The sequence below is a fragment of the Rhodoferax sp. AJA081-3 genome (assembly GCF_017798165.1).
Lineage (GTDB): Bacteria > Pseudomonadota > Gammaproteobacteria > Burkholderiales > Burkholderiaceae_C > Allorhodoferax.
The window spans coordinates 2135658-2157389 of record NZ_CP059068.1; the positions used below are offsets into that span (position 1 = coordinate 2135658).

The window sequence follows — 21732 nt, forward strand, 5'->3', positions numbered from 1 at the left end:
AATATGAAAAAAATCTACATCTCTGGCTGTGGCGGCATGTTGGGGGAGGCCTTTTACGAAGTGTTTGGCGCCGGTAACCTGCTGAAGTGCACCGACATCGACGTCAATGCCCCCTGGCTCACCTACCTGGACATCCGTGATCTGGATGCCTATAGAAAAGATGTGGCGGACTTTTCGCCCGACTACCTGTTCCATCTGGGCGCCTGCACGGACATGGAGTACTGCGAGAGGAATCCCGAGAACGCGTGGCGAACCAATGCCATGGCGGCGGAGAATGCCGCGTATATTGCCAACGAACTTGGCATTCCCCTGCTCTACATCGGCACGGCTGGCATCTTCGACGGTCACAAGCAACTATTTGACGACTGGGACACACCCAACCCCCTGAGCTGTTACGCACGCTCCAAGTACGCCGGTGAGCTGTTCGTGCGCGAACACGTACGCCAGCATCTGGTGTGCCGTGGCGGCTGGATGATGGGCGGTGGCCCGGCCAAGGACAAAAAATTCGTTCAGAAAATCATGCGCCAGTTGGCGCAGGGTAAAAAGGAACTGTCGATCGTCAACGACAAGTTTGGCTCACCAACCTATACGCATGACTTTGCCCATAACGTCAAGGTCTTGCTGGAGACGGAGTATTGGGGCGTCTACAACATGGCCTGCGACGGATTGACCAGCAGGGTCGAGGTGGCCCGCGCCATACTGGAACTCCGAGGTTTGCAAGACCGGGTCGCTATCTCCGAGGTCCCTTCAAGCCATTTTCGCGAAGAGTATTTCGCCGAGCGCCCCCCTTCTGAATGCCTGGTCAATGCCAAGCTCAAGCTGCGCCAACTCAACACCATGCGCCACTGGAAAGTGGCACTAAAAGCCTATTTGGACGATTACTATCCGCAGGCTTGATCGCCAACCTTGGGTTTGAGGGGTAGACCTGCTATATTGCAATTGCACTGGACAAAACCGCCATATTGGGAGCAAGCTCAGCCCGGCGTCGCGGCAATTCTTTCCGGAATCAAGACCATGATTGACAAAAAGACACCCATTTTGGCTACACGCCTCGTGCCGATTGCGTTATGTCTCTCGACAATCACGGCGCCAGCGTTTTCACAAAGCACTCCCCTGCCCACCGCTCAGGAAGTGGAACAAGCTTTCCAGGAAGTCATCGGCAAGGCAGCGTCCATAGAGGCGCGCACCAAATACGCCAGCCTGCTGGTCCGCTCCGGAAACTTTGAAGGTGGCATAGCGGCCTTGGAAGGCCTACTGATTGCGCCTGATGCACCGGCCAGTATCCGTGTTGAATTGGGTGTGCTGTATTTCCGGCTGGGGTCGTACGCAATCTCCGAAACCTACCTGCGTGCGGCCATTGACGACCCGCGTTTGGACCCACCGCAAAAACGCCAGGCGGAGTCGCTGCTGCGCGAAGTTGTGCGGCGCAACCAGCGGTCACAGTTGTCGGGCAGCCTGATGCTGGGTGTGCGCACGCAAAGCAATCCTACGGCGGCATCGGACAACGACCCGGTGTACTACCAAGGCAATCCGATTGCACGCGGCAAAGACGCCGGCCCCAAGTCTGATACCGATGTCCACCTATGGGGCACGCTGGACCATGTGTTCGATTTGGATCAGCAAAACGAAGCCTCCATCGTCACTTCCCTTGTGATGTTTGCCAACCACTACAACTCGGTCAGCAGCTACAGCAACGAAGCTGGATCAACCAAGCCGTCAGACCTCGCGCTGATTGCCGGGAGCACAGGTCTACGGTTCAAGCCCATGCGACTTACTGCACCAGCGCTGAGCATCCGTCCGCATCTGGTGTTTGGCAGCGCGTCCGCCAACGGCAACTCCTACTTTACCGCGGGTGGATGGGGCATAGATGGGGACTTCCGTCCATCCGAGACCCTGTTGCTGGGTGGCAGCTACGAAAACGGCCGCCTTGTATTTTCCGCACGCAGTGACATCGCCAACTCTCAAGTCCTGGGAGGTTCTCGCCAAAGCCTGAAGATGTACGCCACCGTCGAGACGAGCACCAACCAGTTTTTGAGCGCCGAGCTGGGATATGTGGACTTCGATGGCAATGCGCCTTACACCGCGTTTAAAGGACCCCAGGCAAAGATCGGATACACGCTGACCTACCCCGCTCCCATTTCGTCAAGCGGCCTCCCGTGGACAACTACACTTTCCGTCCATACCCAGCAGCGGGACTACCGCGGGGCTGACGCCACGGTTGATGCGCGCACGGTTCGCAAGGACACCGAATGGCGCTGGTCGATGATGAACGTGATGCCCGTCACACGCGCCGTTTCCGTGCAACTGCAGTTGGACCACACCAATATCCCTTCCAATATTCCAAACTACACCCATACCAACACCGCTGGTACCCTGGGTGTGATCTGGAAGTACTGACCCCAGGCAGGAGAACGTTATGCCCCCACCACCACCGCCTCCCCTAGACATCAATGACTGGTGGCTGGCTGCCGCAGCGGCAGCCGCGACCGGTATGTTGCCACCCACGGCCAGTGCCGCCACGCCCACTACCGGGCAAGTGGGCATTACCTCTGCCGCGCGGCCCGGTGTGCTGTCCGTCAGCAACGAACGTGTGGTCTACATCGGCAATGCCGTCTCATTTGGCGAACGCTTCAGAACCGACAGCACGGGGGTGATCCACATCTTGTTCATGGACCGTTCATCCATGACACTAGGCCCCAACTCGGAGCTGGTCATTGACGAGTTTGTCTTTCGCCCGGAGGCCCAACAGGGCAATATTGCGGTCAATTTACTCAAAGGCTCACTGCGGGCAGTCGGTGGATTCGTCAGTAAATTCATCACTCCGCTGGGCAGGAGCGCTGCACAGATACGCACACCCACGGCCACGATCGGCATTCGCGGCGGCATCACGCTGGTGGAAGCGCAAGCCGACTCCACACGCGGTGTGTTCCTGTTCGGCGAGCATATGCAGGTTGCCCGCACCGGTGCCCAAATACTCCACACGGTCACCCGCCCGGGATTTTCCGTAACGGTCACTGGCAGTAGCGTAGGGGACCCCATGCGTTTGCCAGCAACTGACATGGCTAATCTGGTCAATCAGTTCGAATCCCGGCAGACCACGCCCCAAGGCAGCCCCGGCAACTTGATGAGCACCAATGACCGGCCGGCTGGGTTGAATTCTCCCAATTCGTCCCTCGCGCCGGATCGCGCAAAGTACGTGACCTCAGACCTTGGCACCCACAACCCCGCCAATACCTTGCGCGATCTGCTGGGCAGTGCGCCAACACAGGTTCAGTCCTGATTCCCCGACTCCATGCGGGTACTTTTCGCGTCGGTCTATCCCCATCTTCCCGAAGTCATTGGTGGACTGCAAACCACCACCGATGACCTGTGCACCGCGCTGATCGGTATGGGCGCGCAGGTTGCCGTGCTCTGCGGCCTGCGCGAGCATGCCGTACCAGGTTCCTCGACCCGGTCGCAATGTGACGAACAGCTGGGTTACCCGGTGTTCCGCGTGGCCAATCCCATCCAAGATCTTGCATTAGTGGCAGCCAGCTGGGGCCCTTCCATCATCGTGGTACAAAGCGGTACGACCCTGCTGCCCATGGTGGTCAGCGCGCTGGAAACCGGTAAGGCCACCGCGGTGTACCTGCACAACGTGGAGACCCACCAACTGGGTGGTACGCTGGTACCCGACCCGACCGTTCTGTACCTTAGCAACTCGGAATTCACCGCGCAACGCTGGCGAGTGTTGTGTGGCATCAACAGCGTCGTTGTACCGCCACTGGTCCTGCCAGAGCGCTATTTCGTCAACAACACCCAGGGCGACCGCGTGCTGTTTGTCAACCCGACGCCCATCAAGGGTGTGGAGATCATGTTTGCGTTGGCTGCGGCTTGCCCGGACATTCCCTTCCTGGTGTCTGAGAGCTGGGGTCTGGATCCGCAATGGCGCGCCTACTGCCTGCAACGCGCTTCCAACTTGCCCAATATTGAATGGTGCACGCCCACATTGGACATGCGCACTGTGTATGTCCGTGCCCGCACCTTGCTGATGCCCAGCCTATGGGAAGAGTCTTATGGCCGCACCGTGGTAGAGGCACAGATCAACGGCATCCCGGTAGTCGCCAGCACCCGCGGAGCCCTGCCTTACACAATGGGGCTTGGGGGCATTCTGGTGGATGCACATGCACCCATCAGTGATTGGGTGCAAGCACTGCGCTTGGCCTATATGCCCTCACCCGCGTTCGACCAACTCCGCGAGCGCGCGCGGCACCAGGCTTTCCAAACCGCGGCTTCGCCCGTGATATTGGGGCGTTTTGTGACAGCTTTGGCGGGCCATACGGGCGCTACTCCCCACACAACCGCCCCCAGACCGCGCTAGGCGCGTGGAATCAGCAGCAGGACCGTGCTGCCGCCATCTTGTACCCCGTGGATGGAAACTGTTGCACCAAAACGATCCAACATCCTGCGGACTAGCACCAGGCCCATGCCAATACCCTCAAATTGCTTGCTGCTGTGCAAGCGGCCAAACACCTTGAACAACTGGTCTTGCAGCGCGGGGTTGTAGCCCACCCCGTTGTCCCGCACCTGCAGCGCCACGCAGGCGCTGGACGCCTCAACTGCGGTGTCCACTTCGATCACCGCCGGTTGTCGCTGCGCGGAGAATTTGACAGCATTGCCCAGGACCTGGGACAAGGCCTGGCGCAACAGCGCTGCATCGGCCTGCACCAGGGGTAGATCATCGGCAATGCGCCACTCAATGGTGCGCTCTGGATGTTGTGCAGCCAGCTCGCCGCACACCGCCGGTATTAATTCTTGCAAGCAAACCGGGCCCACATCCAGCGGCGCTGACCCCACACGCGACAGCGCCGCCAACCCATCCAGCAACACACCCATGTGCCGCGCCGAATCGGTAATGGTCGCCAAAAACTCTTTCACTTCGCCACTGAGCTGCGGCCCCGCATCCTCCTGCACCAGTTGTGCGTACGACAGAATGTGGCGTAGCGGTGCACGCAGGTCGTGCGAGACCGCATACGTGAAATGCTGCATCTCCGCACGCACGGCATCCAATTCAGCCTGCAGAGCGGTGATACGGGCGTCGGTATCGGGTGGTGTGGTGGCCATCGTCTTCAGACCAGTAGGTATCAGGCCTTGGGCGCCTTTTGCGGGCGCGACCAGTTGGCAATGCTGACCTGCCTGCCACGCGCCACACTCAGGGCGCCAGCGGGGGTGTCTTTGGTGAGTGTTGAGCCACCGCCCACCGTGCCGCCTGCTCCCAGCGTGATGGGGGCCACCAGCACACAGTTGCTGCCCACATGGACATCAGCCTCGATGGTGGTGCGGTGTTTGTTGGCGCCGTCGTAGTTGGCGGTGATGCTGCCCGCGCCAAAGTTGACCCGTTCGCCCACCGTGGCGTCGCCCAGGTAGGCCAGGTGGTTGGCCTTGGCCCCCTTGGCCAGGGTGGCGTTTTTCACTTCCACAAAATTGCCAATGTGCACCTCGGCGCCCAGGCGTGCACCGGGTCGCAGCCGGGCAAAGGGACCTACCAGTGCACCTGCACCCACGGTCACACCCAGGGCCTCGCCATCAATATGGGTGAAGGGGTGTATGACGGCACCGGCCTCAATGATGGCATTGGCGATCACGCAGTTGGCACCGATGGATACACCTTCTCCCAGGTTGACCTGGCCCTCAAAGACACAGTTCACATCGATGCTGACGCCATGGGCACAGAATAAGTCGCCCCGCACATCAAAACGCGCCGGGTCGGCCAGGCGCACGCCATCTTCCATCAGGCGGTGTGCTTCGCGCAACTGGAAGGCCCGCTCCAGCTCGGCCAGTTGCACTGGGCTGTTGACACCCGCCACCTGCACCGCATCGTTGATCTTGTGTGCCACCACGGCCACACCATCGGCTACGGCAAACTTCACGATATCGGTCAGGTAATACTCACCCTGGGCATTTTTATTGTCGAGGCGGGCCAGCCAGCGCTTGAGCTGCGCCGCCGGCACGGCCATGATGCCGCTGTAAATTTCGGTGATGGCCAGTTGTGCTGCCGAGGCATCCTTGTGCTCCACAATGGCCTGCACCACACCATCGGCCCTGCGCACGATGCGGCCATAACCGCTGGGGTTGCCCATCTCCAGTGTCAGCAACGCCAAATGCGTCCCCGCGCAGGCGGCCAGCAGGTGCAGTAACGTAGCCGGCTGGGTCAGGGGCACATCGCCCGACAGAATCAGCACCACCCCATCATCGGCCAGCACGGGCACCGCCTGCTGTACGGCATGGCCTGTACCAAGCTGGGGCTCCTGGCGCACATAACTTATGGAAAACTGGGCTGTAGCCCCCGTGTATGCTGAACATGCTGCTTCAACTTCCATAGCACCATGGCCGGTCACAACAACCGCACGGCGGGCCTGCAAGGCCTGCGCGGTATCCATCACATGGCCCAACAGGGGGCGCCCCGCCAAGGGATGCAAGACCTTGGGCAATGGGCTCTTCATGCGTGTGCCTTTGCCGGCCGCCATAATGACCACATCAATGGCCTGCTGTTCCAACACGGTGTTTTCTTGAGCCTGGATTTCGGAAGTCAAAGCATGTCCCTTTCAATACCTTCGCTTATGGCACGTGTATCCACACGTTCAGCAAGCATTATCGGTGCGCTGCTGATCGCCACGCTGTTGGTTGGATGCAGCGCCGTGCGCCTGGGCTACAACAGTGCCCCCACCCTGGCCTACTGGTGGCTGGACAGCTATTTCGACTTTGACGGTGAACAAAGCCTGCGCATTCGGGCCGACCTGCAGGCCGTGCAGGACTGGCACCGCAAGGAAGAGTTGCCCCTGCTGATACAGACGCTCAAAGAGCTGCAGGCCATGGCGCCCAAACCGGTCACGCCTGCACAGGTGTGCAACACCGTAGCCAGCTTGCAAACCCGCGTGCAGGTCACGCTGGAGCGGGTGGCCCCGTCGATTGGTGCCATTGCGCCCGGTCTGCAGGCAAGCCAGATCGAACAGGTATCCCGCGAGTTCGACAAGCGCAACAAGAAATGGCGCGAGCAGTGGCTGGAAGGAACAAGCACTGAGCGCGCCGAGCGGCGGGTAGAGCAGATCGTGGACCGCGCAGAATCCCTGTACGGAAGCTTGGAGCCGGCACAAATGGCCATCATCAAAAACCACGTCCAGACCTCCAGCTTTGACGGCCCCCGCAACTACCGGGAAATGCTGCGCCGCCATGAAGACGCTTTGCAGGTGCTGACCACCCTGCGCACCAGCAAACCCACCGCTGCGCAGGCCACCGCCGCCATCCGCGGCCTGCTGGAGCGCACACTCAAAGCGCCCGACCCTGCCTACCGCCAATACATCGACCGTCTGACGCTGGAGAGCTGCACCGCCACGGCCGCCCTGCACAACATCATCACCAGCAGCCAGCGCACACACCTGGTACAAGCCCTGCAGGACTATGAAGCCGATGCCCGCGCGCTGGCCGCACAAGGCGCGCAAGCCCCTACCAGCCAAGCTGCATCCTCCCCGCTCTAGACAACCCCCATGGCCAACGCCCGATCCGAATTTGCACAGTACTGCTGCGAACTGCTGTCCACAGTGGGCCCCTGCGCTGCCAAACGCATGTTTGGGGGCTGGGGCATCAGCACCGATGGACTGACGATTGCCATCATTGCCGACCTGGGTTCGGGCGAAAAGCTCTGGCTCAAGGCCAGCGATGCCAACCGTACCCAATGGGAGGCCGCGGGCTGCGAGCGCTTCACCTATGCCTCCACCAAGGACGGCGAGACCGTGTCGCGCGGCATGAACTACTACAGCGCCCCCGAAGAGGCCATGGACGCCACCCATGCCATGGCGCCCTGGGCGCGTTTGGCCCTGGAAGCAGCCGTCAGCGCCAAGGCCAGCAAACCCGTGCGCAAGACTGCAAAAACCGCCGCCCCCAAACCGGCGAGGACAACCAAGCCTCCGCGACCCTAGCAATCCCCAGCCATCACACCGGCCACACCACCCCGTGGTTGTTGAGGATGGCGTCCAGCGGCACGTCGTGCGGCTCGGGCTCGAAGTCCTCCACAAAACCGACCCCAAAACCCAGCCCCACCGTAAAGGGCTTGGGCTGCAGCGCCGCCATCATGCGGTCGTAGAAGCCCCCGCCGTACCCCAGCCGGTAACCGCCCGGCCCATACCCCACACAGGGTGCAAACAGCAGCGTGGGGGTGATGACCTCGGTATCTTTGGGTTTGGGGATGCCGTAGGCATCTTCTTCCATGGGGCAGCCCGGGTACCAGGCGTGGAAGGTCATGGTCTTGTGTTCCTTGTTGACCACGGGCAGGCCGATGCGGCGCAGCTGGGGCTGGTCCAGTAGCTCGCCGTCTTCCTTCCAGCGGTGCAAGGCCGGTAGCGGATCAAACTCGCCCTTGATGGGCCAGTAGGCGCCGATGATGGTGTCGGGCCGGCCCACCAGCCAGATGCGCATGACCTGCTGCAACAGGTCGGCCTGCTCCAGCCGGTCGGGCAGGTTCAGGCGCAGTTCAAGCAGGTGTTTGCGCAGGGCTTTCTTGGCCGCTGCTTTTGAATCTTCTGAGTTGTCCATAATCTCCACATGCAGTTTTCAGCCATTCTGACATCGATAGCCCTTCTGGGTGCTACCACGGTGTCCACCTTCGCCCCAGCATACGCCCAGAACCGTGACATCTCGCGCGCCGATAGCACCTTGATGGACATGGCCCAATCCTACAAAAGCCGGGACCGCAAGCGCCTGATCGCCCTGCTGCCCCAGGTGCGCGGCCATGTGCTGGAGCCCTGGGCCGCCTATTGGGACCTCTCGGCCCGGCTCGACGAGGCCGGCCCTACCGAGATACAGGAATTCTTCAGCCGTTTCAGCGGCAGCTACCAGGAAGACCGCCTGCGCGCCGAGCTGTTGCTGCACTATGGCCGCAACCGCGACTGGGTGGCCTTCAACCGCGAATACCCCTTGTACCGCATGAACGACGACAAGTCGGTGCGCTGTTACGCCCTGCTGGCCGAACACCTGAGCAGTGGTGTGGACAACACGGCCCAGGTCAAAGACGCCTGGCTAGGCCTCAAAGAGGCCGACGATGGCTGCGCCAGCGCCGCCGAACAGTTGCTCAAGGACCACACAACAACTGCGGCCATGGTCTGGCAGCGCGCGCGTTTGGGCATGGAAAACGATCGCCTGCGGGTGGTCACCCAGGCCGTGGGCATCGTCAGCCCTGGTTCGCTCTCCAAACTCAATGCCATCTACACCAACCCCGGCAAGTACCTCAACGACAAACTCACCGCCTTCCAGCCCAAGACACGCGAACTCGTGTCGCTGGCCCTGATACGCCTGGCCACGCAAGACCCTGAAGAAGCCGCCGCCGAGATCAACAAGCTGCGCTGGAAGACGCAGCTCACCGACGAAGAGCGCAGTTGGGTCTGGGGTGTCATTGGCAAACGCGCTGCGCAACGGCTGTCCAACGGTGCAGCCGACTACTTTGCCAATGGCAACGCCGCCGCCATGCACGAAGACCACCTGGCCTGGCAGGTGCGCGCTGCACTGCGCCTGGGCCGCTGGCAACAGGTGTTGAACGCCATCACCGCCATGCCCGAGGCCCAGCGCAACGACCCGACCTGGGTCTACTGGCGTGCCCGCGCCCTGCTGCAGCAAACGCAAACAGAGGGCGCCCGCGGCCAGGCACAACAACTGTTTGAAAGCATTGCCAGCTCACGCGGTTTCTACGAACAACTGGCGCAGGAAGAGCTGGGCCAACGCATCAGCACACCCACGAAACCCGCACCGCTGACGGCCGAAGAAAAAGAAGCCGCCCGCCTGAACCCGGGCCTGAACCGCGCGCTGTATGCCATCAACATGGGCCTGCGCGCCGAGGGTGTGCGCGAGTGGAACTACAGCACCAACCTGCATGTACGCGGCGGCATGGATGACCGCGCCCTGCTGGCTGCGGCCGACATGGCCTGCCGTTTCGAGGTGTGGGACCGTTGCATCAACACCAGCGAACGCACGCGCCAGACCATAGACGCCGAACAACGCTTCCCCATGCCTTTCAAGGCCGCCGTGGTGGCGCGGTCCAGCCAGATTGGCCTGGACCCCGCCTACGTGTACGGCCTGATCCGCCAAGAAAGCCGCTTCATCATGGACGCCAAGTCCCACGTGGGCGCCTCGGGCCTGATGCAGGTCATGCCCGCCACCGCCAAATGGACCGCCAAGAAGATCGGCCTGACCAACTTCCAGCCCCACCAGATCAACGACCGCGACACCAACATCGCCATCGGCACCGGTTACCTGAAACTGGTGCTGGACAGCTTTGACGGCTCCATGCCCCTGGCCGCCGCCGCCTACAACGCCGGCCCGGGCCGCCCCCGCAGCTGGCGCGGACAGACCGGCGCCCCGGTGATGGACGCCGCCATCTGGGCCGAAAACGTGCCCTTCAACGAAACCCGCGACTACGTCAAAAAGGTGCTGGCCAACACCACCAACTACGCCGCGCTAATCACCGGACAACCCCAGTCACTGAAGGCACGCCTCGGCAGAATAGGCCCCAAGGACGCCAACACGGTAGACACCGGCCTGGACCTTCCCTAAACCTCATCCGTACTCCCCATGCTGAAACTCTTTATTGGCAACAAAAACTACTCCTCCTGGTCCATGCGCCCCTGGGTGCTGCTGACCCAGGTCGGCATCCCGTTTGAAGAAGTCATGGTGCGTTTTGACTCGTTTGATGCCGGCTCCACGTTCAAACAACAGCTGCAGGGCGCGACCCCCACCGGCAAGGTGCCGTTGCTGCAGGACGGCGACCTGGCCGTGTGGGACACACTGGCCATAGCCGAATATGTGGCTGAGCAATACCCAGACAAACAACTCTGGCCAGCCGACAAGGCAGCCCGTGCCCGCGCGCGCAGCATCTGCGCCGAGATGCACAGCGGCTTCACCGCGCTGCGCGGCAACTGCCCCATGAACATTGAGGCCGAACTGGCGAACACCGGTGCGCTGATCTGGCGCGACAAAGCCGCCGTACGTGCCGATGTGCAGCGCCTGGTGGCCATGTGGACCGAACTGCTGACCCAACACGGCGGCCCCATGTTGTTTGGCAGCCGCTTCACCATTGCCGACGCCTACTTCGCCCCGGTGTGTATGCGGCTCAAGACCTATGCACTGCCGGTGCCCGCTGCCATCACCGCCTATGTGGACCGTGTCTGCGCCCTGCCCGGCGTGCAAGCCTGGATCACACAAGCATTGGCCGAAAAGGACTTTCTGGACTTCGAAGAGCCGTACAGGCTCAAGGCCTGAGCGCGGTATGAAAACCTACCTGGTCGGTGGCGCGGTACGCGACGCACTGATGGGCCTGCCCGTTCAGGACCGCGACTGGGTGGTGGTGGGCGCCACGCCGCAGATGTTGCTGGACCAGGGTTACCTGCAGGTGGGCCAGGACTTTCCGGTGTTTCTGCACCCACAGACCAAGGAAGAGTACGCACTGGCCCGCACCGAGCGCAACACCGCCCCCGGCTACCGCGGCTTTGCGGTCTACGCCGCGCCCGATGTGACGCTGGAAGAGGATCTGGCGCGGCGCGACCTCACTATCAATTCAATAGCTATACCCTCAGAATTGGCGGGGGCTACAGGCCAATTTTCCATAAATGATTCCGTGGTGGACCCCTATGGCGGGCGCCAGGACATAACCCACAAGGTCCTGCGCCATGTGACCCCCGCCTTCCGCGAGGACCCGGTGCGCATCCTGCGCCTGGCACGTTTTGCGGCCCGCTTCACCGACTTCACCGTGGCGCCCGAAACCCAAGCCCTGCTGCGCGACATGGTGGACAGCGGTGACGTGGACCACCTGGTAGCCGAGCGGGTGTGGCAGGAGTTGTCCCGCGGGTTGATGGAGAGCAAACCCTCGCGCATGTTTGCTGTGCTGCGCAACTGCGGCGCGCTGACCCGCCTGCTGCCGGAAGTAGACACCGGTGAGACGGTCATGTGTGTGGTCGACCTGGCGGCCCGGCAACAGGCGCCGCTGGCCGTGCGTTTTGCCTGCCTGGTGCATGGCCTGGGTTCCGCGCCCGCCAGCTTGCAGATGCTCAAGGCCATGTGCCAGCGCCTGCGGGTACCGGTGGAGTGCAAGGAACTAGCCGAGGTGGTGGCACGGGAGCACGGCGCCATCCACGCCAGCACAACCCTGGACGCCGGTGGCCTCGTGGCCCTGCTGGAACGCTGCGACGCCTTTCGCAAACCTGGGCGCATGGCAGAGATTCTGCTGGCCTGCAGCTGCATCACACGCGGCCAGCCGGGCCAGCAGGATGCGCCCTATCCGCAAGCGCCCCGCCTGGCTGCGGCCCTGCAGTGTGCACAATCGGTTGCTACTGATTTAGTAGCTACTGAAGCCCAAGCGGCAGGGGCTACAGGCCAAAAGATTGGTGAATGGATTCAGCGTGCGCGTATCGACGCAGTAGCCAACGGCCTCCAGGAGGCTGGGCGGTAGAGCGTTTTGCGCAGGTAAAAGGAGGAGCCCGCAAAGCGGGCGGGGGACACGGAGCAAAACGCTCTGCCGCCCAGCCTCCGGGTCAGCACACACTATGCAGGCAGGTGCGCACGCGTCCAGCGCACGATATCTGCCGCGCCCATGGCGCCAGCTTGCCGCGCCACTTCCCGCCCGCCGACAAACAGCGCCAGCGTGGGAATGCTGCGAATATTGAAACGCGCACCCAGGTTCTGCACCGCCTCGGTATCCACCTTGGCCACTCGCACAAAGGGCTCCAGCTGCGCGGCCGCCTGCTCATAGGCGGGTGCCATCTGGCGGCAGGGGCCACACCAGGGCGCCCAGAAGTCCACCAGCACGGGGATCTGGTTGCGCGCAATGTGGCGGTCAAACGCGGCCTCATCCAGCGCCGTGGAATGCGCCACAAACAGCGGCTTGTGGCAGCTGCCGCAGTCAGGCGCATTCGTCTGATCCGCGGTCTTTACGCGGTTGGTGGTGTGGCAGTGCGGGCACACGATATGTAGCGCTTCGGTCATGGTGGGTGGTAACTCCTTACCCTACCGACATGGACGCACAGCCGTCAAATACAAGACCAGTAATCGCATACCTGCGATGTTTTTGAGCAGGGTGCTGCCGATAATGCAACTCAATGGCGATAGAATATAGTGCAACTTGGTTGCGTTATATCCCGCCCCGCTCACCCCACCATGGCCTCCAAAACTGCGCCCAAGCCACCTGCTGACCCCATCGACGTATTGCTGTCCGCCCACGGATTGCGGCGCACCGAGGTCGCCCGCCGGGTGCTGGGCTGGTTGCTGGCCCACCCGGACACCAGTTACACCCACGCACAGTTGCAGGCAGCACTGGCCGATGACCAAACGGCGGCGCTGGACCGTGTCACCCTGTACCGGCTGATTGACCGGCTCACCCAGGTGGGCTTGCTGCTGTGCCGGGTGGACAACCAGCGGGTGCGCCGCTACCAGGCCATGCCGGCCAGCGTGCACGCCATTCCCCACTTTGAATGCCAGAGCTGCCACCGCGACAGCCCCTTGAGCGGCGCCCTCAAGGCCAATGCCGACGATCTGGAGCGCGCAGCGCAAACCGCACTGGACGCCTTGCAGGCGCTGGGTTACCAAGGCCTGCATATCGATTTGGCCGTGCACGGCGTGTGTGCTGACTGCGCCAGCACCAGCACCCATGCCCCTAGCGCCCCTAACCCGGCGGCACCGGGCGCTGCCGCATGATTTGCACCCGGTCGCTGCGCTTCGCCTACCCGGGCGGTGTCACGCTGGTATTTCCCGACGTGGACGTGGCCCAAGGTGAGGTGTTGTTGCTCAGCGGCCCATCGGGTTGCGGTAAATCAACCTGGCTGGCCTTGGTAGCAGCCCTGGTACGGCCCACAGCAGGCGATCTCACGGTGGCGGGGCAGACACTAGGCGCTATTAAATCCGTAGCGGCAGATGCATGGCGGGCGAGGGCTATAGGCCTTTTACCCCAAAGGCTTCATTTGAGCGCCGCACTCAGCGTCTACCAGAACCTGGCCATCGCGCAATGGGCTGCGGGCCAGCCGGAGGACGCAGCGCGTATCCACGCCGCCTTGCAGGCGCTGGGCGTACAAGACCTGGCCCAACGCAAGCCGGGCCAACTGTCTGGTGGCCAGGCCCAGCGCGTGGCACTGGCGCGCGCCGTGCTGCTGCAACCCCGGGTCATTTTGGCGGACGAGCCCACGGCCAGCCTGGACGACGCCGCAGCAGCAGATGCCGTGGGCCTGCTGCTGGCAACGGCCAAGGCCCAAGGCGCCACCCTGGTGATAGCCACCCACGATGCACGCGTGGCACGGCTGATTCCATCGGATGCCAATGGTCAAATCGGCTTCCAGCCCCTGAATTTACTGGGTAGTACGCTATGAAAACAATAGCGTTTGCCTGGCGCTACCTGTGGGCTCGGCCCCTGGGTGCCGCGCTCAATGTGCTGTTGCTGGGCCTGGGTTTGGCGTCCATCACGTTTTTGCTGCTGGTGGGCCACCAGCTCAACCAGGCGTTTGCGCGCGACCTGGCCGGCATTGACGTGGTGGTGGGCGCCAAGGGCAGCCCCATGCAGCTGATTTTGAGCGGTGTGTTGCATGTCGACGTGCCGCCCGGCAATGTGCCGCTGCAAGCGGTGCAGGCGCTGGCCAAAAACCCGCTGGTGGCCCAACTCATCCCCATCAGCCTGGGCGACAGTTTCCAGGGTTTTCGTATTGTGGGCAGCTCACATGACTACCCCGCGCTGTATGCCGCCACGCTGGCGCAAGGCCGCCTATGGGATGCGCCCATGCAAGTGGTGCTGGGTGCCACCGCGGCCGCCAAGCTGGGTGCAGGCCTGGGCCAAAGCTTTAAGGGCAGCCACGGACTGGGCGGCGGGGGCCACGTCCACGGCGACAGTGCCTACACCGTGGTGGGCATTCTGGCGCCCAGTGGCAGCGTGCTGGACCGGCTGATACTGACCGACACCGCCTCGGTGTGGCAAACACACGAAGACTCCACCGCGCTGGACGCAGAAGACCGCCGGGTGATGGAAGAAGAACGCGAAGTAACCATGGCCCTGGTGCGCTACACCACGCCGCTGGCCGCCGTCAGTTTTCCCCGGTTTGTGAACACCCGCACCGAGATGCAGGCGGCTGCGCCCGCCGTGGAGATAACCCGCATGCTGAGCCTGCTGGGCCTGGGCACCGACGTGTTGCGCGCCTTTGCCGGCGTGCTGTTGCTGACGGCAGGCCTGAGTGTGTTTATTGCGCTGTGGAGCGCGGTGCGCGAGCGCCGGGGCGACCTGGCACTGCTGCGCATGCTGGGCGCACCGCCGTCCAAGGTGGCGGCACTGCTGCTGTGTGAGGCGCTGTGGCTGGGCCTGTTGGCCAGCGTACTGGGCATGTTGCTGGGCCAGGGCTTTGCGGCCGCGCTGGGCTGGTTCTTGCAACTCGACAACAGCCTGCTGATTGGCGGCATGGTCTGGCCACCGGCACTGGCTGTAGTGCCGGTGCTGGCCCTGGCCGTATCCCTGGGCGCCGCACTGTTGCCGGCGCTGGGCGCCTACCGGACCAGCGTGCTGGAACTATTACAAGGCCGGTAGCCCTACCACACCCTCAATCCAAGGAACCCATATGAAAAAAGCACTTCTAGCCCTCGTCGCCATTATCGCTAGCGCTACCATTTGCATAGCATCCCCCGCCCACGACGACAAAGCAGCCAAAGAAGACATCGCCCGCCACCGCGCCATCGCCGCCGCCCACGAAGCGGCCGCCAAATGCCTGGAGGCTGGCAAGAAAGAAGAGGTCTGCCACAAGGAACTATTGGCGGCCTGCAAGGGGATTGCCATCGGCAAGTATTGCGGCATGAAACACACACACTGAGGGCGAGACGTTAAAGACCGCACGGTACAACGCGTACCCGCCTGAACATGTCCCGCACCGCCACCACCATCGTTCCACAGAAGCGTTTGCGCCTGCGCGGCGCCGCTGTGGCCGCGCTGCTGGCACTTGCGCTGGTCTGTGCGCAAAGCCTGGGGTTATGGCACCGCCTGGTGCACCCGGGGCCGAGCCAACTGGCGGGTCTGAATGCGGCGCAGGCAACCGGGACCGACACGGCACCCGCGCACGGCCTGTTGGCCCATCTCTTCTCCCAACACGCAGGCGAACCCGACTGCCAGTTTTTTGACCACGCCAGCCTTGGCGATGCCATGGGTGCAGCAAGCACAGCCGCCGTGGCCCTGGTTTTGGTGCCGCTGTTATTGGCGGCAGGCCGCGGGGGTTTCACCGCCCGTTGGCATGCGCTGTTCCAGGCGCGTGCGCCCCCTTCCGTCCGCTGAATCCCTTTTGCCTTTTTAGTCTCCCGCTGCCGTAGTGGCCCGCGGGAGCGTGTGCATTTTTTTTCAGATTCAACGGACTCCCCATGACAAGCCTTTCCATTCGCGCCGCCACCGTGCGTGCTTTCCCCCGCCACCCCCTGAGCCTGGCCATCGTCGCAGCCCTGACGAGCCTGGGCGCCACCAGCGCAGCCGCGCAATCCGCACCGCGCACAGAAGCCGCATTGCCCGCCGTCACCATCACCGGCAACCCGCTGGGCGCTACCGATTTAATAGCACCAACCGAAAGCTACTCGGGGGCTACCCTGCTTTTACGCTCCAAGAGCACGCTGGGTGAGACGCTGGACGGCACACCCGGCGTCAGCAGCAGCTACTTTGGCCCCAATGCCAGCCGCCCCATCATCCGCGGGCTCGATGGCGACCGGGTGCGTATCCTGCAAAACAGCGGCGCCAGCGTGGATGCCTCGGGCCTCAGCAATGACCACGCCGTGCCCTCCGACCCCATTTCCATGGAACGTATCGAAGTGCTGCGTGGTCCCGGCGCGCTGATGTACGGTGGCAGCGCCGTGGGCGGTGTTGTGAATGTCATCGACAACCGCATCCCGCAGGAGCGCCAGTTTGACGCCAAAGGAGGTATCTCCGGCAAACTGAACCTGGAGGGCAGCAGTGGCGACGCGGCACGCTCGGCCGCAGCACTGCTGGAGACCGGCACTGACCGCTTCACCCTGCACGCGGATGCCTTCACCCGCCGATCGGGCGATGTGTCCGTGCCCATTGCACTGGCCTGCGAGAAACCCGGCACGCCGACGGTTGCCAACGCCATTTGCAACTCCAGTGCACAAACCCAGGGTGGCGCCCTGGGCGGCAGTGTGTTCTTGGGCCACAGCCGCCTGGGTGCGTCGGTCAGCAGTTATTCCTCGGACTACGGCACGGTGGCAGAAGACGAAGTGACCATCGGCATGCGCTCCAACCGCGTGGCGCTGGAATGGGACGTGGACCAAATGCCCGGCTGGATCCAAAGCGTCAAGGTACGCGCCAGCCAGACCGACTACCAGCACACTGAATACGAGGGTGCAGAGCCGGGCACGGTGTTCAAGAACACGGGCAACGATCTGCGCATCACCGCGCGCCACGCCAAACTGGGCGCCTGGCAGGGTGTGCTGGGCTTGCAGAGCGAAACCGGAAAATTCTCCGCCGATGGCACCGAGGCCTTTGCACCCCACAGCCACACCACACAACACGCGGTGTTTGCCTTTGAGGAATTGCCACTCGACTGGGGCCGCTTCAGCCTGGGCGCACGGCTGGAATCAATACACGTGGAATCGACCGGCAACCCGCAGGTGGAGCGTTTTGTGCCCGCCAGCCGCAGCTTCCAGCCGCGCAGCCTGGCCCTGGGCGCTCTATGGAATGCGGCCCCTGGATGGCAACTGACATCCAACATCGCCTACACAGAACGCGCCCCCAAAGACTACGAACTGTTTGCCGACGGCCCCCACATCGCCACCCACGCCTATGAGGTGGGCGACAGCCATGCCGTGCTGGAGCAGTCCACCAATATGGACGTTGGCGCTCAGTGGAAACAGGGTGCCCACAGCTTCAAGCTCAGTGCGTTTGTGAACCAGTTCAACAACTACCTGTCGCAGCAGGCCACCGGTGTGCTGCGCGATACCGAGGGCAACGGCGCGGGTGGTATTGGGGTGACGGACGACGGTACCGGAATGTCGGTCGAATCGGGCGGCACAGCCGAGATACTGCCGGAGTATGTCTACAGCCAAGTGCCCGCCCGCTTCACCGGCATCGAGGCCAATGGCAAGCTGCGCCTGCTCGACGCGGGGCAGACGCTGGACCTGGAGCTGCGCGCGGACTGGGTGCGTGCCACCAACACCACCACCGGTGAATGGCTGCCCCGCATCGCGCCGGTGCGCCTGGGCGCTGCGTTGGTGTGGGCACAAGGCCCATGGAGCGCCCGGCTGGACGCCAACCACAGCCAGGCCCAGACCAACGGACCAGCGGGTCAATTGGCCAGCCAGTCTTACACACTGGTCAATGCCGCGTTCAGCTACCGCCAGCAGATGGGTACCAATACGGCCCTGTGGTTCGCCCGCCTGGACAATGCCAACGATGTGCTGGCCTACTCGGCCACCTCTATCCTGACGCAAAGTGCGCCAGGCAAAGCACCACTACCGGGACGCAGCGTGAAGGTCGGTTTGCAGTTGGCGTTTTAGAAGCAGCCCCCCAATCCACAACCATCAAGCAGTGGAGTGGGGGTGGGCACCAAAGTGAGGTAAAGGAGGAGCCCGAAGGGCGGGGGACACGAACGGCGGTGCCCACCCTCGCTCCGCTGCGGGCGCGCAGCGGAAACGCTACTCCTTACAACCGGTGCGTACGGTCGCCCCGGCTAAAACCCATGGCGTCCCAGTAGCTGCCCACTGTCAAGCCGATCACTTTGAAAAACTCACCCATCTCATGCTCCAGGATCAGTTTTTGCCCCGCCACCCGGTCGGCCAGTGACGCGGCCTGCATGGCATCCACCAGGCCGCAGTTCATCAAGAAATGCGCCTGGCTGGTGTAGCCCAGAACCTCCAGCCCCGCGTCCTGCGCTGCCACCGCAATGCCGGTGAAGTTGACATGGGCCGTGATGTCTTTCTCGCCCACCAGCACCAAGGGGTCTCCGTCGGCCTGGTGCGCGCGGTGGCACATCACCGTGCCCATGTGGCGCTGCTCATGGTAATACTCGTGCTCGGGAAAACCGTAGTCCAGCAGAAAGATGGCGCCAGCTTTCAAACGGTCCGCCAGCGTGCGCACAAAGGCCTCGCCTTGCTTGTGGATCTCGGTCACGTAATCGTGTTCCCCTGGCACATCTTCGGGCGGGCGCAACTCGGTGAGTCGGTCCTGCCATGCAAAACATGCGCGGTCGGCATCCCACACCACACCACGCTCGTGCCACACACCTTGCATGCGCGCCAGCAATTTGACGGGCATGGCGTCCAGCACTTCGTTGCCCACCACCACGCCTTGCATCTGCGCAGGCAAAGCATCCACCCACTGCACCCGGCCCGCGTGGGCCTGCAGCGTGGCCTGCTGCCGCTCCTTCAAAGGCTGCGACAAATCCACAATCGTGTAGCGGCGCAGCGGCACACCCAGGGCATCGAGGGCGTCCAGAATCTGCAAGGCCAAGGCGCCGGTGCCGGCGCCAAACTCCCACACCTCATCGGTACCCGTGACCTGCAAGGCCTGCGCAATCTGGCGGGCAACTGCCTGGCCAAACAGCGGTGTCATCTCGGGTGCGGTCACAAAATCGCTGCCCGCGCCCTTCACCTCGCCCGCCGCGTCGCGCAGGCCTTGTGGCAGGACGCCAAACACGGTGGCCCCGCGGCTGTAATAACCCAGGCCGGGGGCATACAGGGCCTGCTCCATGAAGGTGTCAAAACCGATCCAGCCGCCCTGGGTATGCAGCATCTGGCGCAGGTGCACCTGCATGGCGTCAGCCAGCGATTCGCTGGCAATGGGGGTTGTGTTGGCAATAGGGGGCGTGGAAGGTGTGGGCGTCATAAGCCCCGGAATTGTCGCCGAAGGGCGCTGCCCTCAGCGCCGCAGGGCCAGTGCCGAACGTGTGCCGGCGCCCTGGGTGCCCTGCTCCAGTTTGAAGCCCGCCACCACTGTCACCAGGTCCTGCGCCTGGCTCTTGAGGCTGCTGGCGGCGGCCGCCATTTCCTCCACCAGCGCGGCGTTTTGTTGGGTGGTCTGGTCCATCAGGGTGACGGCCTCTCCCACCTGTTCAACACCCAACGCCTGTTCGTTACTCGCCACGCTGATCTCACCCATGATGTCAGTCACGCGTTTGATACTGGCCACCACTTCGGTCATGGTGGCACCGGCCTGGTCGGCCAGCGTGGTGCCGTGTTCCACACGCTCTACGCTGGCGTTGATCAGGGTCTTGATTTCTTTCGCCGCCGCAGCGCTGCGCCCAGCCAAGGATCGCACCTCGCTGGCCACCACCGCAAAACCACGGCCCTGCTCACCGGCACGGGCCGCCTCCACCGCGGCATTCAGCGCCAGGATATTCGTCTGAAAGGCGATGCCATCAATCACGCTGATGATGTCTGAAATCTTGCGGCTGGACTCGTTGATGCCCTTCATGGTCTGCACCACTTCGCCCACCACGTTGCCACCTTCCACCGCAATGGTGGAGGCACTTTGCGCCAACTGGTTGGCATGGCGGGCACTGTCGGCATTTTGTTTCACGGTGGAGCCCAGCTCTTCCATGGAGGCGGCGGTCTCTTCCAGCGAACTGGCTTGCTGCTCGGTGCGGGCCGAGAGGTCGTTGTTGCCCTGCGCAATCTCGGCACTGGCAACGGCCAGGCTCTCCGAGCCCTGCCGCACCGACCGCACCACACCCAGCAGATTGCCCTGCATATGCTCCATGGCGTGCAGCAGCTGTGCAATTTCGTCCTTGCCTTCGGCTTGTATCTGCTGGGAGAGATCACCCCGCGCGACGGCATCAACCACCCGCACGGCGCGGTCCAGTCCTTCGCGGATGCTGCTGGAAATCACCCAGGCAATGCCGCCAATGATCAGCGCAGCCAACACCAGGGTTGCCGCACCTTGCAGGGCATAGGCCAAAAACTCGGCATGCAATTCGTCCATGTACAGACCAGAGCCAATGATCCAGCCCCAGGGCGCAAAGCCCTGCACATAAGACACTTTTTCCTCCGGCTGCGTGCTGCCAGGCTTGGGCCACGGGTAAGACACCAGGCCGGCCTTTTCACTGCGGACCTTTTTGACAAAGGTCTCCAACAGCGCAGAGCCATCACCACTGTCCGCGCCCTTGCCATTGAGCTCGGGCTTGATGGGGTGCATCACAAACTTGGCGGGCGACTCCATGTCGCTGATGAAAAAGTATTCGTCCTTGCCGTAGCGCATCTGCGCAAGCGCCTGCTTGGCCAGGCTCTGCGCTTCTTCACGCGGCATCTTGCCGGACGTCTCCAACTGGTGCGCCCAGGCCAGCACACCGGCCGCGGTTTCCACGGTCATGCGCACCTGGGTTTCGCGGCCACTGCGGTCGTGGTTGCGCACGTCCAGCATGGTGTAAACCGCCACGGTGATCAAGCCCAATACGCTGACAACGGTCAGCAGTACCAGCTTGGACAACAGGGGGAGTTGGTTCAAAAAACGCTTCATCACGGGCTCCGATCACCATACACAAGAACAAGTCACAGGTACCGATTTTCCGGTCGCTATCGCGTGGCGGGCATGGCGATGGGCTCTGCGGAGCGTCCCATTGCAGCTTCTCTTGACACAGATCAAACGCGCGGTGCTACTGTTGCAAAACAGGCACGCCCAACCGGGCCGACGTTGACAGCCGGCAGACAGCTACAGACAATTGCGCCTTCATCTGCAGTGGCTCCGCGCCACATGGCAAACGT

Annotated in this window: 21 protein-coding genes; 15 read left to right on the forward strand and 6 right to left on the reverse strand. The window is 62.8% G+C overall.

The genetic code is table 11. The annotated features are described in order from the left end of the window. The first annotated feature begins 3 nt into the window (after positions 1–3). From HZ993_RS09935 to HZ993_RS09950, 4 genes are all read left to right on the forward strand, one after another. A complete protein-coding gene (locus HZ993_RS09935; RefSeq protein ID WP_209397548.1) occupies positions 4–897 on the forward strand; it encodes an NAD(P)-dependent oxidoreductase in 894 nt (297 codons plus the stop codon). 117 nt (positions 898–1014) lie between these two features. Continuing rightward, positions 1015–2397: a lipopolysaccharide assembly protein LapB gene (locus tag HZ993_RS09940; protein WP_209397550.1), complete on the forward strand. Its 1383-nt coding sequence runs from the start codon at positions 1015–1017 to the stop codon at positions 2395–2397. Positions 2398–2416: 19 nt separating this feature from the next. After that, entirely contained in the window at positions 2417–3280 is an 864-nt protein-coding gene (locus HZ993_RS09945; protein WP_209397552.1) for a FecR domain-containing protein, read from the forward strand. 12 nt (positions 3281–3292) lie between these two features. Next, the gene (locus HZ993_RS09950) at positions 3293–4360 is read left to right on the forward strand and encodes a glycosyltransferase (RefSeq protein WP_209397553.1); all 1068 of its coding nucleotides are present in this window, start codon (positions 3293–3295) and stop codon (positions 4358–4360) included. Here the strand turns inward: HZ993_RS09950 and HZ993_RS09955 are convergent. Together HZ993_RS09955 and glmU are read right to left on the reverse strand one after the other, a co-directional pair. Then, positions 4357–5103 (reverse strand): ATP-binding protein, encoded by a 747-nt coding sequence (locus HZ993_RS09955; protein ID WP_209397554.1) that lies wholly within the window; start codon positions 5101–5103, stop codon positions 4357–4359. The genes HZ993_RS09950 and HZ993_RS09955 overlap by 4 nt on opposite strands. 20 nt (positions 5104–5123) lie before the next feature. Continuing rightward, positions 5124–6506, reverse strand: a complete 1383-nt coding sequence (gene glmU, locus HZ993_RS09960; protein ID WP_209398391.1) for a bifunctional UDP-N-acetylglucosamine diphosphorylase/glucosamine-1-phosphate N-acetyltransferase GlmU — start codon at positions 6504–6506, stop codon at positions 5124–5126. Between the two features lie 69 nt (positions 6507–6575). On the opposite strand from glmU, the gene HZ993_RS09965 reads away from it, so the two are divergent. Further along, positions 6576–7514 (forward strand): DUF6279 family lipoprotein, encoded by a 939-nt coding sequence (locus HZ993_RS09965; protein WP_209397555.1) that lies wholly within the window; start codon positions 6576–6578, stop codon positions 7512–7514. A gap of 9 nt (positions 7515–7523) precedes the next feature. Continuing rightward, positions 7524–7955 (forward strand): TfoX/Sxy family protein, encoded by a 432-nt coding sequence (locus HZ993_RS09970; RefSeq protein WP_209397556.1) that lies wholly within the window; start codon positions 7524–7526, stop codon positions 7953–7955. A gap of 13 nt (positions 7956–7968) precedes the next feature. Here HZ993_RS09970 and HZ993_RS09975 read toward each other — a convergent pair whose 3' ends face one another. Beyond that, positions 7969–8568 carry a 5-formyltetrahydrofolate cyclo-ligase gene (locus HZ993_RS09975; RefSeq protein WP_209397557.1) on the reverse strand — a complete coding sequence of 200 codons (600 nt, stop codon included), beginning with the start codon at positions 8566–8568 and terminating at the stop codon, positions 7969–7971. A 9-nt stretch (positions 8569–8577) separates the two neighbouring features. Between HZ993_RS09975 and HZ993_RS09980 the strand changes: the two genes are divergently transcribed. From HZ993_RS09980 to HZ993_RS09990, 3 genes are read left to right on the forward strand one after another with little or no spacing between them, the layout of a single operon-like run. After that, on the forward strand, positions 8578–10578 hold the full coding sequence (locus HZ993_RS09980) for a lytic transglycosylase domain-containing protein (protein ID WP_209397558.1): 2001 nt from the start codon (positions 8578–8580) through the stop codon (positions 10576–10578). An 18-nt stretch (positions 10579–10596) separates the two neighbouring features. Continuing rightward, positions 10597–11283 carry a glutathione S-transferase family protein gene (locus tag HZ993_RS09985; protein WP_209397559.1) on the forward strand — a complete coding sequence of 229 codons (687 nt, stop codon included), beginning with the start codon at positions 10597–10599 and terminating at the stop codon, positions 11281–11283. A gap of 7 nt (positions 11284–11290) precedes the next feature. Then, positions 11291–12469 (forward strand): multifunctional CCA addition/repair protein, encoded by a 1179-nt coding sequence (locus HZ993_RS09990; protein WP_209397561.1) that lies wholly within the window; start codon positions 11291–11293, stop codon positions 12467–12469. A gap of 92 nt (positions 12470–12561) precedes the next feature. Here the strand turns inward: HZ993_RS09990 and trxC are convergent, their stop codons facing one another. After that, complete coding sequence (trxC, locus tag HZ993_RS09995; protein ID WP_209397563.1) at positions 12562–13002, reverse strand: thioredoxin TrxC; 441 nt, start codon at positions 13000–13002, stop codon at positions 12562–12564. 171 nt (positions 13003–13173) lie between these two features. Here trxC and HZ993_RS10000 point away from each other — a divergent pair, with 171 nt between their 5' ends. The 6 genes from HZ993_RS10000 (at position 13174) to HZ993_RS10025 (ending at position 18531) form a co-directional block, all read left to right on the forward strand. Further along, complete coding sequence (locus HZ993_RS10000; protein WP_209397565.1) at positions 13174–13710, forward strand: Fur family transcriptional regulator; 537 nt, start codon at positions 13174–13176, stop codon at positions 13708–13710. Next, positions 13707–14375, forward strand: coding sequence for an ABC transporter ATP-binding protein (locus HZ993_RS10005; RefSeq protein WP_209397567.1), 669 nt, complete (start codon positions 13707–13709; stop codon positions 14373–14375). The genes HZ993_RS10000 and HZ993_RS10005 overlap by 4 nt, the downstream gene beginning before the upstream one ends. Then, positions 14372–15574: an ABC transporter permease gene (locus tag HZ993_RS10010; protein ID WP_209397569.1), complete on the forward strand. Its 1203-nt coding sequence runs from the start codon at positions 14372–14374 to the stop codon at positions 15572–15574. Before HZ993_RS10005 ends, HZ993_RS10010 begins: the two co-directional genes overlap by 4 nt. A gap of 31 nt (positions 15575–15605) precedes the next feature. Further along, complete coding sequence (locus HZ993_RS10015) at positions 15606–15854, forward strand: hypothetical protein (RefSeq protein ID WP_209397571.1); 249 nt, start codon at positions 15606–15608, stop codon at positions 15852–15854. A 47-nt stretch (positions 15855–15901) separates the two neighbouring features. Further along, complete coding sequence (locus HZ993_RS10020) at positions 15902–16309, forward strand: hypothetical protein (RefSeq protein ID WP_209397573.1); 408 nt, start codon at positions 15902–15904, stop codon at positions 16307–16309. An 83-nt stretch (positions 16310–16392) separates the two neighbouring features. Continuing rightward, positions 16393–18531, forward strand: a complete 2139-nt coding sequence (locus tag HZ993_RS10025; RefSeq protein WP_209397575.1) for a TonB-dependent receptor — start codon at positions 16393–16395, stop codon at positions 18529–18531. 145 nt (positions 18532–18676) lie between these two features. Here HZ993_RS10025 and HZ993_RS10030 read toward each other — a convergent pair whose 3' ends face one another. Next, a complete protein-coding gene (locus HZ993_RS10030) occupies positions 18677–19858 on the reverse strand; it encodes a class I SAM-dependent methyltransferase (protein ID WP_371816978.1) in 1182 nt (393 codons plus the stop codon). Between the two features lie 33 nt (positions 19859–19891). Beyond that, positions 19892–21475 carry a methyl-accepting chemotaxis protein gene (locus tag HZ993_RS24860; protein ID WP_209397577.1) on the reverse strand — a complete coding sequence of 528 codons (1584 nt, stop codon included), beginning with the start codon at positions 21473–21475 and terminating at the stop codon, positions 19892–19894. Positions 21476–21732 lie beyond the last annotated feature (257 nt).